The organism is Chitinophaga sp. W2I13 (genome assembly GCF_050434005.1).
Taxonomy (GTDB): Bacteria; Bacteroidota; Bacteroidia; order Chitinophagales; family Chitinophagaceae; genus Chitinophaga.
Map to the genome: position 1 here is coordinate 7,011,359 of NZ_JBNPWD010000001.1, position 15,532 is coordinate 7,026,890.

8 protein-coding genes are annotated in these 15,532 nt (G+C 47.5%); 3 read left to right on the forward strand and 5 right to left on the reverse strand.

What is annotated here, in order from left to right; translation table 11 throughout:
• Nucleotides 1-42: 42 nt before the first annotated feature.
• Together QFZ48_RS28750 and QFZ48_RS28755 are read left to right on the forward strand one after the other, a co-directional pair.
• The gene (locus QFZ48_RS28750) at nt 43-2,727 is read left to right on the forward strand and encodes a PQQ-dependent sugar dehydrogenase (protein WP_429064898.1); all 2,685 of its coding nucleotides are present in this window, start codon (nt 43-45) and stop codon (nt 2,725-2,727) included.
• Between the two features lie 112 nt (nt 2,728-2,839).
• Nucleotides 2,840-4,657 (forward strand): WG repeat-containing protein, encoded by a 1,818-nt coding sequence (locus tag QFZ48_RS28755; protein WP_429064899.1) that lies wholly within the window; start codon nt 2,840-2,842, stop codon nt 4,655-4,657.
• Between the two features lie 38 nt (nt 4,658-4,695).
• Here the strand turns inward: QFZ48_RS28755 and QFZ48_RS28760 are convergent, their stop codons facing one another.
• A complete protein-coding gene (locus QFZ48_RS28760; protein ID WP_429064901.1) occupies nt 4,696-7,170 on the reverse strand; it encodes a hypothetical protein in 2,475 nt (824 codons plus the stop codon).
• 84 nt (nt 7,171-7,254) lie between these two features.
• On the opposite strand from QFZ48_RS28760, the gene QFZ48_RS28765 reads away from it, so the two are divergent.
• The gene (locus tag QFZ48_RS28765) at nt 7,255-7,629 is read left to right on the forward strand and encodes a VanZ family protein (protein ID WP_429064902.1); all 375 of its coding nucleotides are present in this window, start codon (nt 7,255-7,257) and stop codon (nt 7,627-7,629) included.
• Here QFZ48_RS28765 and QFZ48_RS28770 read toward each other — a convergent pair.
• From QFZ48_RS28770 to QFZ48_RS28785, 4 genes are all read right to left on the reverse strand, one after another.
• On the reverse strand, nt 7,626-9,113 hold the full coding sequence (locus tag QFZ48_RS28770; RefSeq protein WP_429064904.1) for an FG-GAP repeat domain-containing protein: 1,488 nt from the start codon (nt 9,111-9,113) through the stop codon (nt 7,626-7,628). The genes QFZ48_RS28765 and QFZ48_RS28770 overlap by 4 nt on opposite strands.
• Nucleotides 9,103-10,596, reverse strand: coding sequence for a RagB/SusD family nutrient uptake outer membrane protein (locus QFZ48_RS28775; protein ID WP_429064905.1), 1,494 nt, complete (start codon nt 10,594-10,596; stop codon nt 9,103-9,105). The genes QFZ48_RS28770 and QFZ48_RS28775 overlap by 11 nt, the downstream gene beginning before the upstream one ends.
• A gap of 29 nt (nt 10,597-10,625) precedes the next feature.
• A complete protein-coding gene (locus QFZ48_RS28780) occupies nt 10,626-14,009 on the reverse strand; it encodes a TonB-dependent receptor (RefSeq protein ID WP_429064907.1) in 3,384 nt (1,127 codons plus the stop codon).
• Between the two features lie 296 nt (nt 14,010-14,305).
• The gene (locus QFZ48_RS28785) at nt 14,306-15,496 is read right to left on the reverse strand and encodes a FecR family protein (protein WP_429064908.1); all 1,191 of its coding nucleotides are present in this window, start codon (nt 15,494-15,496) and stop codon (nt 14,306-14,308) included.
• Between the last annotated feature and the right edge of the window lie 36 nt (nt 15,497-15,532).

Genomic DNA, 15,532 nt, shown 5'->3' on the forward strand with positions numbered 1-15,532 from the left:
TATTATTTTGTGTCCCGCAAATCAAATCCATAATCACATTACATGAGTGAACTGTTCAGGCTATGCACGCAGAGACTTCCGGCCCTGTTTATTGTCGGATTGACATTAATTATGCAGGGATGCGGCGACCATCCTGCCAAAAGCAAAGCTACCAAAGCCCCGGAAGACAACCGTTTTACCAAAACCATTCTTTCCAACGACCTCAACGAGCCGATGGAACTGGCGGTAGCTGGAAATGGCAGCGTGTATTTTATTGAACGCAGCGGTAAATTGTATCACTACGACCCGGCCACACAGGCCACCAAAGTCGTATATACATTCCCGGTACTCCCCGATACGAAGGAGGGATTTGGTAACGGGTTGCTGGGTGTTACCCTTGATCCGGACTTCGACAAAAATCATTATATCTATTTTTACTACACACCCAATAAGCTCCCGGCAGCGCAACAGGTATCCCGCTTTATGCTGGAAGGCAAAGACTCCCTGGTGGTAGCTTCCGAAAAGGTATTGCTCACCATTCCGCTGGAACTGGAAGTGAGCGCGCATACCGGCGGCTCGCTCGACTGGGACCGCAACGGCAACCTCTTTATTTCCACCGGTGACAACACCGTGCCTTTCGCTTCCAACGGTTATGCGCCGATAGATACTATTCCCGGCCGCATTACTTTTGACGCAGAGCGCTCCGCCGGTAACACCAACGACCTTCGCGGAAAAGTGCTGCGCATCCATCCCGAACCGGATGGCAGCTACACGGTTCCTGCCGGTAACCTCTTTCCGAAAGGTACCGCCGGCACGCGCCCTGAGATATACGCGATGGGCTGCCGCAATCCCTACCGCATGTCTGTTGACACGGCCACCGGCATTGTTTACTGGGGCGAAGTAGGTCCGGATGCTGGCCAGGACGGCGACCAGGGGCCGCGCGGATACGACGAGATCAACCAGGCGAAAAAACCAGGCAACTTCGGATGGCCATTCGTAGTAGGCGATAATAAAGTATATCCGCAATATGATTTTGCCACCAAAACCATCGGCGCACCTTTCAAAGCAGAAGCGCCGGTAAACAATTCACCCAATAACTCCGGGCTGAAAGTATTGCCACCCGCACAAAAGGCCATGATCTGGTATCCGTACGATTCCTCTGCCGTATTCCCTCAACTGGGCAACGGCGGCCGCTGCGCAATGGCCGGACCAGTATTCCATTATAATGAAGCAACTGCCTCCCCTACCGGTTTGCCTGCATGGTATGATAACGCCTTATTTATTTACGACTGGATGCGTAACTGGATATATGCTGTGCGACTGGACAGCCAGCAGCACTTTAAATCGATGGAACCTTTCATGAAAACCAACGGCGATTTCAGGCGCCCGATAGACATGGCCATTGGTAAAGGCGGCGACCTGTACATACTCGAGTATGGCTCCGTATATGGTATCGACAACGACGATGCGCGACTGGTACGCATTTCCTATAACGGTGGCAACCGCGCACCGGTAGCAGCTATTACCACTGCTGATACCGCCGGCACTGCCCCTATGAAAGTAAACTTCAGCAGCAAAAGGAGCTATGATTTTGATGAAGGACAGGCACTTAAATACGAATGGCATTTTGGCGATGAAACCGCTGCGGTAACTGATTCCTCACCTGTGCACACGTATGAAAAGAATGGCGTGTACCATGCCATCCTGAAAATAACGGATCCGGAAGGCGCCAGCAGCACCGATACCCTAACCATCCGCGTAGGTAACACCGTACCGGAAGTAAAGGTTAGCACAACCGATAACACTACCTTCTATTTTGAAAACAGCCCGCTGCATTATGCCGTTACAGTGACGGATAAAGAAGATCCGGCCATCAATAACGAGCAACTGATGATTGGCCTGCATTACATTCCACGCAGCAAAGCGAAAGCAGAGAAAGGACATCAGCTCATTACCACGGTACCGGCGCATCCTGGCAAGTTGCTGATGGAAAGCAGCGATTGCAAGGCGTGTCACCAGGTAGATAAAGCCTCCGTAGGCCCTGCCTTTACACAGGTAGCCAAACGCTATGAGAAAGACCCTAAAGCACCAGCCTATCTTGCTGCCAAGATCATTAAAGGCGGCGGCGGCGTTTGGGGAGAACACTCTATGGCGGCACATCCGCAGCTGTCTGTTGACGAAGCCGGACAAATTGTAAAATACATCCTCACGCTGTCCGCGCCACAGGCGGCAGGCAGCTTGCCCGCCTCCGGCAGCGTAGCACTGAAGGATCACCTGGGTAAGGAAAAGTATGGCACCTATGTACTGGCAGCCACCTATACAGATGGCGGCGGCAACGCCTCCCCGCTCAGCGGCAGCGGACTGTTGCTCCTTCGCTCCCTCCGCGTACAGGGAGAAGATGCGGACTCCGTTAACAACATAGACCGTTCATCTGATCACCTTGGAGCTATTCATAACAAATCGTTCTTTGTATTCAGGGATATTGATCTGAAAGGTATTCATAAAGTCACTTACCGGTATTCATCCCTCGACAAGGATGCGGTGCTGGAAATTCATACCGGCAGCGTGAACGGACCAGTGATCAGCAAGCTGGCATACAAAGCCACCGGCAACTGGGATAAATTTATAGAAGTAACCGCACCAGTGGAAGCACCTGCCGGTAAAAATGATCTCTACTTCGTGTTCAGCAAAGATCAGCAACCGGACCAGCATTTGTTTACACTGGACTGGCTCGAATTTAAACCATGATAAAAATATAGCCTTGCACGTTATGGTGCTTTTCTGCGCCCTGTATACAAATGTATACAGGGCGCATTTTTTTATCTGCATTTGATTTATCTTCCGTCTGAAATTATTCATTATGTCTCACAGAGCTTACCTCTATAATATTTCTTCCCCGGCTGTTGTTCAGGATACCGATGTAATGGTAATGGAATGGGGATACGAAGTGCCGCTGCTGCTGCAACCCCTGCTGATTGACGAAGGTTTTGTGTCAGGTAACATTTATAACACGCATACCGATCCAGAAAATTTTGGTCTTTATTATAATGCAGAAAAGGGAATCCAAAACATTAAACGGTTTTATAATTTTATCGAAAATCACCAGTCAGCACTGATAGATGATATAGAAAATTTTACGGTCGCCAAAGAAAAAATGTTCCGGTACCTGGATAATTTAAGTCAGCCTTACATTCATGTAGATGCCTGGGATGTTTTTAACATGAGCGATGAAAGTCATCAGCAGCAAGCCAATGACCTGTTGACGGTGATAGCCTATAATAACAATGTCATCACCCGTGCAATAGACGCCGATGATATTTCGCTTTTAACCCCTGCTGCATTTGCAGGCGGGGTGATGCTGGGGTTCTCCGATTTCAGGTCCTTGCTGAATTACCCTGGTTATGATTATGGATTCAGGTATATCTATGAACAGGCAGATACCGGGGATACAGATATTTTTGAAGAAAACGGACTTTGGGGATTAAAAGATAAGAAGGGGGAGATATTGGCGGAAGCGATTTATGACGAGTTCTATGGTTTCGATGAAGAAGAAGAACTCGCCGTTGTAGCAAAAGACGGGAAGTACGGCTATATCCATAAATCCGGAAAAATGGTTGTACAGCCGGTTTATAACGACGCCTATGGATTTGACGGCGGATATGCAGTAGTGAACTTAGAGGGCAAGTATGGCCTGATACAGTCGAACGGCAACATCAAGCTCCCGCCGCGTTACGATGACCTCTCCTCCTTAATGCCTTTGGGAAGTTACTGGTCGGCCGCATTGAATGGAAAATACGGGGTAATAAATGCTGATGACAAAGTAATGCTGCCTTTTGATTATAATCATGAAATTAAAGTTTCCGACGATGAAACGTTTTACACCATCGAAGAGGAAGGCTCCGGCAGCCATTTAATATTCTCCGGTCAGTTTGTTTTTCTCGGCAGATTCGATCCTGCCTTGGTTAAAGGGAGAGCTATTTATCATGCTGAAAATTTTAATGAAGAGGTTGTTATATTCGAGGTTTTAAAACATCCATATCAGGCGCATAATGTTTTACTATCTTCTAGTGGAGAAATCTTACTGGCTGATTATACTGACATCATTGAAACCTGGGGACACGCATTTTTAATGAGTAAGAATGATAAACAAGGATTGTTTAAATACCCGCTGGGACTGGTGCTGGATTTCGATTTTGATTTAATAGAAGATCTGCGTCCAATTACCGATGAGCCGATAACGGCTATTATCAAGGAGTTACCCGAACGTCTTGAACATCTGTCTTTCAACTTTTGTAAGGTTACTACCAATAATCAAGATGGCTTATTCTTCACCTGCGGTGATTTTAGCAAATGGATACTGGCGCCTGAATACGCCGCAATAGAATACCTCAAATCGCAATACATCGCCGTGCATGACGGCGCCAACTGGGCGGTGTTTAATATTGACGGAAGCCAGCATACCGGTTTTGAATTCGAAGAACTTATCAACCTGATTTCTTACACCGGAATTGCCTACGGTATAAAAGGAGCACATGTTTTTACCATTATGAAAGAGGGAATCATGCCTGCTGATAAAATGCATTTGCAGGATTATGTGGAGGCAAACGAGGAGTATGGTTATTATTATTTCACGGAGGATGTTCAGAAAAAGTTCCAGGCGTATATTGACGAAGAATGATAGGAAGGGGTCCGGTATCCGATGATAAAAATCCCGTGTCAGGTCGATCTTATACTCATCGATTCCCACTTTCCTGCCCAATCCATCAGATAGGGCTCCACCCCTTTTATTGACTTACATTTTTCCAGGATCCGGTACACATTCTCCCAACTTTGCGCATTGGGCACAGTTAGAAACCGGTGGATGTTTTCCGTCAATATCTCCAGCGCCTGTTCTCCATGCGACACACTGGCAATCAATCCCAGCAATTCTTCGGCTTTTTCGCGGTCAGCACCAGATAGTGACGGTGCACTAACAGGCGGCGATTGGGGTTGAAAACGAGGTATGTCCGGCTGCGGGGATATTGTTGCAGTTGTATTGGGAATAAAGGGACCCGGGTCTGCTGTTTTAGCTTTCTTGTCTTTTCCTTCGCCGGTCTCCTCTGTTTTCAGGTCTGTTTCAGATTTACGTTTCTGTATTGACCGTTGCACATGATCAAGTGCCATATCGAGTTTTTTATAGACCGAAGCCAGTAGCTCCTCCCGTTTTCTTGTAATTAATGTTCCTTTCAGGTCCCGCCAGTATTTTTTATAGCCTTCGATGATAGCTCCTGCCTCTCTATTAAACTTCTCTTTTTTCCAATCTTCCTTCAAAACAGGCAGGTAGCGCGAATTGATCGTGGCATTTAACTCATTCAAAAGCCCCTGCACAAAATCACTCGTTGTTTGTTCCTTCAGCAACTCTTCTTTGTCCCTTGCGATCTGTGTTTTCAGTGGAGCCATCAGGATATCCATTGTTTTTTCACCAAGTTGGGGGTCTTTCTCCCATTCTTCCTGGGTTTTAATCAGTATTTCTCCTTGTTTATCCTCAAAACGTTTCCCAAATTCGGGGTTAAGTTCCAGGGTATACTTCTCCACTTCCCTTTTGAACGCTGGTCCCAGCTCCCGTAACCAGCGCTCTTTCTTAAGTTCTGCCAGGGTTTTGACTTTATACTCCGGCTTGGGTGTCTTTTTCTTTTCCAGTGCCAGTTTCTCATCTTCCTTTGCTTTCCTTACTTCTTCTACCTTCACCGCATATGCTGCTTCATTAGCCGCCTGCTCTGTTTTTTTGGCGATAAGAAACGATTGGCCTTCTGGTGTTGTCGTGGAATGTATATTATTATTATGAATGAAGGCTATCGGCTTCTGGGGTATCGGTATTAGTTCATAACCAGCCGGCATTTTAAATGCAGTGGTAATCTCCAGGTCGTACTCCTTAGAAAACAGTGTACTTTTATTCAGCCCAAACGGTTCAAAAAGATAGTCGAATCTGGATCCGTTAATAAAATATTTGCCTGAAAGATGATAATCCGGTGGCACTTCTTTTAATGTTCCGGTAGCAGAAAAGTAATACCCAGGTATAAATGTTTCCGGTACCAGCGCCATTGTTCCGCTCTTGGTTTCTTTGCTGGTTGGTATGGTATGCACCAGTGTTTCACTGAATATCGGGCTTTTAGCGGCCAGTTTCCAGTGGCCGGTTTCACTACCATCTTTTGTGGGATCCCGCTCCAGCTGTTGAACAAGGAACCTGAACTTAGCTGGAAGTTTGTTCTCCTCCAGGAAAGTGCCTTTAAAAAACCCTTTGTATGCGCCCCATTCGAGTGTTTCCACTTCAAACCTCACTACTTTATTGTTGGCATTCACGGCTTCTTTGGTTTTCGCTTCCACCGTTGTCTTCATCAAACTATTAAACGGGGTGGATATAGGAACCAGGTTATCGTTAGTACCTGGTCCATGCAGGTGATCATTCAGCATATGACCACGTATATACGTGATCTTTTTGTTGAGCGCTGTGAATAGTTTTGATTCACCCGTAGGGGCGCTTCCCATCACACCGTCATCCCTGGGCAACAGGCTCAATGGGTGCATCACCACTTCCTTACAAAAAGTGTCCCCGTCGGTCGTTGTATGAACGGATGATTTTTCTTTATGAGATGGTGGCCGTACCTTTTTCATCACATCAGCCGACTTCGCGTTTAGCTGCTTTAGCAATCCGGCGATCTCTCTCAATTGGCCCACCGCCATAATGCGCTCCGCCTTTGTGGCCGCCACGTGCTGAGATTTTTTTGGTAAACCAGTCTTCTTACTGATCCTGTTAGCCGCCTTAGTAGTGCCATAGGTATTCACATGCACCTTCTTCGCCAACACCTCAATATCGTTCAGCAGTTTAGCGATATCCGGCGTCATATGCCTGGCGTGTTTGCTGCGTTTCCGCCTTAGAAAAAGTTCCAGTGTTTCTTTGTCTGAATGCAGCCACAACTGCCCATCTGCGGTGTCCATGATCAGCGTATGCAGTTCATCTTCGCCATCGCCGTCCATATCGATCAGCAATGGCTCCGTCAGTTCTCCATTAAACGGTACTTCTGCAGTGGGGATTTCCTCCTGTGGCGCCGCCCCCCGGTTTGCTACCGCCGGTATCGCAATGCCATTGGTTGCCGCCTGGTTAGCGGCTGCATGGGAACTGGTTAACGTATCCGGTGATGACGCGGCCTTCATGAAAATGGTTATTTATAAGGAAGTTACAAAATTTTCGTTTTATTTTGAACCTGCTTTGCACTTTGTTATTTATGACTTCAACCCATGAACAAAAAAACCGCGTACATCATTCTTCTTTCCATTGCACTCCTATTCACACTCTATGAAGAGCTGAAACTCAGACCTTACTTATTAAAGCATCATATTACCACTTTTTACATAGCGGATTCCCTGCCGAACTTCCTGGCGGTGGTGATCTCTTTTGTGGGATACATGGTGATAAGGTTTCCTGTCGACGACCGGAAAGCTCCCAGCCTTATCTTTTCGCTGGTAGCCGGGCTCACGCTATACGAAGTTTGCCAGTTATGGATGCCCGGGCGGACTTTTGACGTAAAAGATGTGATTGCCTCTGTTATCGGTGGCACATTTTCCTACCTGGTTTTTCGCATCGTGAATAAGGCATTTAATAAACATATTTAATACCGGTTCTCCCAGATAATAAATTCAGGACCATTCATCCAGTAATTCATCAAAGACTTATCATTCCCCGGCTTTGCAGCCATATTTCCGGCGAGGATATCCGGCTTGCCATCGCCGTTAAAGTCTTTTACATCCATACATACCCACCGGCCCATGCCAGCCACCTGTTTGTCGGTATGTAATTCAAACTGTCCATCCTTTTTTTGCAGCAGGCAGGTAAGGGCCAGATCGGGGTGCTGTGCATAATCAGCGAAGAAGCTGATAGCAACAAGGTCCGGGCGACCGTCGTGGTTAAGATCCGCCGGCACTGCCTTATAGCAGCCATACAGCGGCTGGAAGAATACCTGGCGCCAGGCATTGCCTGTGTTCCTGAAAATATAGACGCCATGATAGGGCTTCAGTACGGGCGACTGATCCGCATTGTCGCCACAGGTAAAAATGATATCCCGCTTGCCATCGCCATCCATATCGGCCAGCTGGAAATAGGTAGCGCCATAGGAAGGCGGGAATCGCAATACCTCCTTTATTTCAAAGTTACCGTTTCCTTTGTTGAGCAACTGGAAGATGCCTTCATTCCCCTGTGCAAACAATACCCAAATATCTTTTTTACCATCTCCATCAATATCTTCTATATACATTTTTTCAGCACCGGGAAGATTAACGATCACCTTTTTACCGGCTTTGGTAAATAGAGACAATCCCCCTTCCATAAAACCAAACTCGCATACCAGCAGCTCATCATCCAGCAGGAGCGATTGTACCGGCCGGTAAAGCTGGTCGCATAAAATTTTTCGCTGTATAATCTTATTGTCTTTGATGGCAATTTCTTCCACTGCGCCATTCCTCGCTATCCCGCCCGGATTAAGACTTCCAATGTGCGTGAGCAGGTAACGCCCTTCGCCCACAGGCGCTACATCCACCACTGTGCTGTTATCAAGACTGTCCACCTGCTGCAATGCCGGGTCAAAAACACGGAGGATACGCTTATTAATATCTGATTGAAACAGCAGCTTTGCTTTTTCATCATAATAAATGCAAGATGTAAAAGACGCCGATTTTTTTGGCGGTAATTTCAGCAGGAAGTTGTTGCCGGACACAGGAACAGGAAATACCGGCTGCGCAATTCCTGCTGGCGCCGATGCGGCGTACCAGGCCACAATTTCCTTCCAGTCGTCCAAAGGAATAAATGTTCTCATAGGCGCTATGGCCGGATCACGCAGGTGCTGCAATGCCGGCGGCAGCAGCTTATATTCGCCGCTGCGGTCCTTATAAATATCCGCAAAGGCGCCCATCGCCGGCAGCACGCCATCCGTCCAGATATGCGCCGGCAGCAGCGCCGGTTCAGGGAACAAATGACAGGAAGCGCAATATTTTTTTGCGATATCGCGCCGGTGATCCGGCTGCTTCCCTGCGCAGCCACAGAGCAATAATAAAACAACGGACCAGGCCCGAGCCAGGTCCGTTGCTTTAATTTTAGTATCCATTATTTTGCTTGATAACACCTTTGGATTCGTCGATTACCTTCCGGGGCAACGGGTACAACACAAATTCCGGCTTTGCAAATATGGAGCCTTCATCTTTCGCATGCTGTACAAAGGTTCCCCACCGGATCATATCTTCCCGGCGGCTTCCTTCACACCACAGTTCAAAGAACCTTTCATCCATGATCTTCTTCCTGAAGGTATCCTTCGTGAATTGACCAGGCTGGTAGGTAGCCACGCCTGCGCGGGTTCTCACCGCGTTCACCAGGTCACAGGCTTCCCGCACAGGGCCCTGGGTTTCGTTAATGGCTTCTGCCAGCATCAGCAACACATCTGCATATCTCCACACAATAATATCCGTTCCCTGTGCTTCACTGATAGCGCCGGGATCAGGGCCATACTTCATGGGAATGGCGCCAATATAATTATTTGCACGGGCGTCGAATATGGCGCCGCCGGAAGTGGGCCATTTGGCCAGCAAAACGCTCAGGCGTTTGTCCTGCTGATCAAATTTATCGTAGGCTTTCCAGGGCATTTTATAACCGCCCCATTGCGTAATGGTAAGTCCTTCGGGATCTACATAGTTACCCGGCATACACATAGCCAGCCAGAGGTTATTATTGACCGATGCGTCGAACCTGCACGGGATAGCCAGGATTACTTCCTGGATATTTCCTTTGTTAGCGAAGGTGAAAATATCCTTATAGTTATTCTGCAGGCCATGACCATATGTTTGCAGCTGTTTACCAGTACTGATAACCGATGCCCAGTTCTTTTCATGCAGGTATAATTTCATCAGGCCCATGAGACAGATATCCTTTGTAAACCTGCCATAATCGGAGGTTGCCAGTTCACTGGCCTTGGGTAACCCCTCAAATCCTTCCTTGTAATCTTTTTCTATCTGTGCTACCATCCATGCGGCATCGGGCCGGGGAATAGGTTGTGCTGAAGGATTTGCTGCTTCCTTCGCATCCAGGCGGATAGGCACAGGGCCATAGCAATTATAGAGAATCCAGGAGTAATGGGCGCGCAATGCCTTTAGCTCTGCGATATACCTGCTTTTCAGGGTTTCATCCATCTGCACGCCTTGTATTTTGTCGATGTCAATGGCTATTTCAGAAATCACCGGCATCAGGCCATTATAATGATTTAACAGTTGGGAAAAATCTTCCGAAAAATTCAGCTGGTTAAACTTACGCCAGCCATCCCAGCCCCAGGAACACACCAGTTCATCTGTGGTGAAGCTGCTCTGGGCATTCCAGCCTTCATTGGCGGCGCCCCAGCCTCCCCCGTAAAATCCTGCATTGAGCATACCGGCATACATACCGGTAACCGCCGCTTTTACATCTTCGGCATTCAGAAAAAAGGTGGAGGAAGAATAACGGTCGTATGTTTTTTCTTCCAGCCCCTTTTCACAGGAAAAGCTGACCAGGGAGAAAAGAAAAATTATCAGTAAAGCGTATCTGTAGTTATTTGGACGTTTCATTGCTGTTCCTTTTAAAATGAATAAAGAGGCTAGAACCTGGCATTCAAACCAATGGTGTAAGAGCGGGACATGGGATATGCCAGGTAGTTCTGCAATTCAGGATCAATTCCCCGGTAAGGAGTAATGATAAAAGGATTCTGAACATTAGCATATATCCGTAAGCCGCTCAATACATTTTGTTTGGCAATCATTTTTCCGCCGAAAGTATAGCCCAGGGTAATATCCCTGCATCTAAGGAAACTGGCATTTTCCAGCCAATAGTCGGAGTTGGCGGCGTAGCTGGCATAAGGATCATTGAGACCGGTGGGGTACTTCGCGTTCACATTATCGTACGACCACCTGTCTTTGGCAATGCTCAGCACATTCCAGCCAAATTGTCCCAGCTGCGCATAAGTACTGAATGCAGACGCATAGTCAGAATTATATTTCTTCTGAATAAAACCATACATGAAAATGCTCAGGTCAAAATTTTGATAGCTGAAACTGTTGTTGAATCCAAAGCTGTAGCGTGGACCGTCGATGCCCACCAGCACCTGGTCGGCAGAGGAAATTTTGCCATCGGGTTTACCGGTAAGATTACCCGCATCGTCGTAGCCATTCAGGTCTTTCACAATAATTCCACCCGGCAGGATGCCCGGCATGCTGGCCGGAGCTGCTTTATCTCCGTTATAGATCCCGTCGCTGACATAACGATAGAGCCCATTGAACGGGCCATCGGGGGCAATATATTTTGCCAGCGATCTTAACGCATCAGGGGATCTCTTCACCCAGGAATTATAGTAATGCGACAGGTTGATCGTGGTGGACCAGTTAAATCCTCCCGCTGTTTTGCTTATAATATTTTTAGTATTCAGGCTTGCATCCCATCCGCGGCTGCGTGTTTCGCCAGCGTTACCCGCCACGCTCGATACCGGGAAGTCCGATGTCAGCGGTACGCTCTGCAGCAGGTTCACAATCGTTCTGTTGAAATAGTCGAATGAACCTCCTACCCTGTTACTGAACAACTGGAAATCCAATCCTACGTTCACATCCCTTTGTGTTTCCCAGCTCAGGTTATCGTTACTCAGCTGGCTAAGCGACACACCAGGCAAGCTGGTACCTCCAAACACATAAGAGGTGTTGGCAGTATAATAGGAGAAAGCGCTGCCGCCGATGTCGCTGTTACCAGTGGTGCCATAGCCTGCCCTTAACTTCAGGAAGCTGATCACCGGGAGATTATTTTTCAGGAAATTTTCTTCGGAGATGATCCAGGCAGCGGAAATGCCGGGGAATGTACCCCACTTTTTGTTAGGTGCAAAGTTAGACGCGCCGTCCCTTCTGATGCTGGCTGTGAGGATATACTTATCTGCAAAGTCATAAATAATCCTGCCAAAATATGATTTCCAGATACGGGTAGGATTTCTGTAAGAGCTTACGCCGGGTCTTGGCGCGGTACCGTACCCGATGTTATTAAAAAGGAAGTTATCGGTCGGGAACCGGTCATTATAAAGCCCTAAACCATCCCAATCACTTACCTGGTAAGAATGTCCGGCCAGTGCCTGGATATTGTGTTTTTCCCCGAAGCTTTTATTGTAGTTGAGTGTAACTTCTGAAATTTTGGAGACAGAGTTATTTTCATTGATAGATGCCTGTCCGCCTGCGCGTGCACCATAGAGGAAGGTTTTAGGGAGATAGGCATACCGTTTCCCGGAGGACTGATCATAGCTGTAATTCATTTTAGCTTTCAGGCCGGGGATGATTGTCCATTCCGCATAGCCGGAAGTAAGCAGGCGACTGCTTTTGGTGTAATCTGTAATATCCAGGAACGACAGCGGGTTGGGTGAGTTCTGGTAATCCGGGTTGATGAGATAGTTACCCGCTGCATCTCTCAGGGGCATATTGGCCGGGTAATAAAATGCGGACAGCACCATGCCGGAATATTCATTTGCCTGTGTGCCCACGTTGGCATTGATGGCATTGGAACCGGAAGCAATCACGTTTACACCCACTTTTATGTTCTCGCCAACTCCCTGGTCAAGACTGATCCTTCCATTGTACCGCGTAAACGCAGAGTGTTCCAGTACACCCTGCTGATCCAGGTAATTGCCGGATACATAGTAACGCGTTTTATTGCTGGCGCCGGAGAGGGAAATGTTATGCTGCTTGGTATAGCCTTTCCGCGTGATCGCATCTATTGCACTGGGTAATAAAGCAGTGGTATCTATTTGTGATTGTGTATACTTTGGAATATACGGCGTTACGGTACCCGGATCAGTGCTGCCATAAGGCGCAATCTTGTTAGTCAGCATCCATTGTTCCAGTCCTATTTTGTTACGTTGCTCCATATACTCTTTCGTATTCAGGATATCATAAAACTTAATGATATCCTGGAAAGCGTAGCTTCCGCTGTACTCAATATGCGGCTTATCTCCTTTACCCTGTTTGGTGGTGATGAGCACCACACCTGCGCCGGCCCTGGCGCCATAGATCGAAGTAGCCGAAGCGTCTTTCAGGAAGTCGATCGATTCAATATCATTGGGGTTAATAAAATTAAGGGGCGACCGGTCAACACCTGAGCTGCCATACCGGGTGTCTGACGAAGGTTCCGCGGCGTTATCGTTAATGATAACTCCATCTACCACGTACAGTGCTCCCGGGGAAGCGAATGATGGATTACTCCTTATCTGCAGGTTAACGCCGGCGCCTGGCTGTCCGCTGCTCTGGATGGCGGATACGCCCGCAGCGCGGCCAGCCAGTGCCTGTACCACATTGGTGGAAGCGGCCGTATTCAGTTCGGCAGTTTTTACAGAAGATACGGCGCCGGTCACATTTCTTTTCTTAACGGACCCGTAACCAATCACCACTACTTCCTGTTTTTGCTCGATAGCGGCTTTAAGTACAATCCTGAGTTTTGTATTGCCATTCAACGGCACTTCCTGTGTCACCATCCCGATAAAAGAGAAAATAAGGGTATGGGAAGCATTATCAGGCACGTTGAGAGAAAAATTTCCTCCTGCGTCGGTACTCACGCCTTGTTTTGTTCCTTTCACCTGGATGGATACGCCCGGCAGCGGTGCGCCGTTTTCATCGGTTACCTTACCGGAAACCTCCACCCGCAGCGGCGCTGCGGCCGCTGGATCAGGGGCATTCCTGCTAACAACAATCACATTATCGACAATGCTGTAATGAAATGGCTGCCCTTTTAAACTCAGCTCCATCACTTCCGGCAATGAGGCCTTGTCTACCCGGATGTCTACTTTCCTGGCTTCTTTCAGCAGGTTAACATCATACCAGAAAGAGTACCCGGTTTGTTTTTCAATCAATGAAAAGATCCGTTTAAGCGACAGGTTGCGCTCATTCAGCGTCACTGTCTGGGAATGGGCGCTGGCCGATATTCCCGTACTGACAATGATTAACAGGACCGCTAGCTTCATAAATAGCAGTTTTTTTATTTTTTTCCAATTAAAAGGGATCGTTAAGCTGTTCCCCTCCGGACGGGGGAATTTTTCTTTCCGAAAAGCCTGCAATTTCATACTTTTGGTTGTTTGGATGTTAAATGAAAATTTCTGACAAAGGAATTCCGTTTAGTTCAGGCGCCGCCGCTTCATCTCGCACATGAAGCGGCATTTTATTGAACTATTACAATAAGTAGATGGATCAGGATCATGACTATCCTGAGTACATTATGAAAACTCTCGCTGACATAGCTTTTGGTTGATATTAATTTGTGCTATCGGGACTTAATGATGATTTTATTTCCTGTAATTCTGAAGTTGATGCCACTTAATTCTAATACCTTCATCACCTGCGATACTTTGGTGGCACGGGATATCCGTCCGTTATAACGGCCGTCTGGTAGCGGGCCGTCATATTCCACGTCGAGGTTATACCATCTTTCCACCTCCCGCATGATCTGGCCGATATTTGCTTCTTCAAAAACAAAATAGCCGTTCTTCCAGCCCATTACTTCGTCCATATTTACATGATCAGAAAGCGCAATCTGACCGTCTTTTCCAACAAGGGATTGTTGTCCGGGTTGCAACAGTTTTGTATTTGCACCCTGTTTTATTTTGACAGCGCCTTCGAGCAAAGTAGTTTTTATATCCGTTTCATTATTATAGGCGTTGATATTAAAATGCGTACCCAGCACGGCTACTTCCATGTTCCCGGCTTTACAGAAAAAAGGAACCGGGTTGCCTTTTACCACCTGCTTTGCCACTTCAAAATATACTTCCCCGGTAACTTCCACGGTGCGTTCCTTTTCTGAAAAAGCAACGGGGAAGCGGATAGAAGAGGCACTGTTCAACCATACGTTGGTGCCATCGGATAAAGTAAGTTTAAAGATGCCGCCACGGGGCGTTGCCACCTTGTTATATATAGGATTACCGGATCCGTTTGTTGCTGCGGCGTAGGAAAGATGCCCCGGCGCCTTGCTCAGGTTAACAGTACCCTGCCGGGTAATAGCCCCGCTCCCGGCACTGTCGAGATTCACGGTGTTACCGTCTGCCAGTATCAGTACGGCTTTATTCGCCGCAGGCAATGCATCTCCCTGCGGTTGCACATGCGCTAAAACGGGCGCCGCACGGCGGGCAGCAAAATGCGACCATGCCCCGCCTGCTGAAACCAGGATTAATACGGCAGCAGCAATTTTCAAAAGACTGAAGATCCTGGTCCTTTTAGCAGGAGCCTCTCCCAGGACAATCTTATTATACATGAACTCCCAATCGATCTCCTCACCGTCCTCCGCAACTCCGGGAGCTTCAAAATCTTTATCCACTATATTATTGAACAGCTCCCTCACCGCGGGGTTTTCCAGGTACCGGAACAACTCCTGCATTTCTTCAGGAGTACAGCGCTTTCGTGTATATTGCTGTAACAGGTACTGCAGCCTGTCATAAGCGGGAATTACCTTTTCTGTCATAAAACGTGAGGGGGAAATACTTCCTCCAGTATATAG

Excerpts from the sequence above, each read along its gene's own strand:
- QFZ48_RS28760 (WP_429064901.1), bottom strand. The coding sequence starts at position 7,170 with ATGAAGGCCGCGTCATCACCGGATACGTTAACCAGTTCCCATGCAGCC.
- QFZ48_RS28780 (WP_429064907.1), bottom strand. The coding sequence starts at position 14,009 with ATGAAGCTAGCGGTCCTGTTAATCATTGTCAGTACGGGAATATCGGCC.
- QFZ48_RS28785 (WP_429064908.1), bottom strand. The coding sequence starts at position 15,496 with ATGACAGAAAAGGTAATTCCCGCTTATGACAGGCTGCAGTACCTGTTA.
- QFZ48_RS28755 (WP_429064899.1), top strand. The coding sequence starts at position 2,840 with ATGTCTCACAGAGCTTACCTCTATAATATTTCTTCCCCGGCTGTTGTT.
- QFZ48_RS28775 (WP_429064905.1), bottom strand. The coding sequence starts at position 10,596 with ATGAAACGTCCAAATAACTACAGATACGCTTTACTGATAATTTTTCTT.
- QFZ48_RS28770 (WP_429064904.1), bottom strand. The coding sequence starts at position 9,113 with ATGGATACTAAAATTAAAGCAACGGACCTGGCTCGGGCCTGGTCCGTT.
- QFZ48_RS28765 (WP_429064902.1), top strand. The coding sequence starts at position 7,255 with ATGAACAAAAAAACCGCGTACATCATTCTTCTTTCCATTGCACTCCTA.
- QFZ48_RS28750 (WP_429064898.1), top strand. The coding sequence starts at position 43 with ATGAGTGAACTGTTCAGGCTATGCACGCAGAGACTTCCGGCCCTGTTT.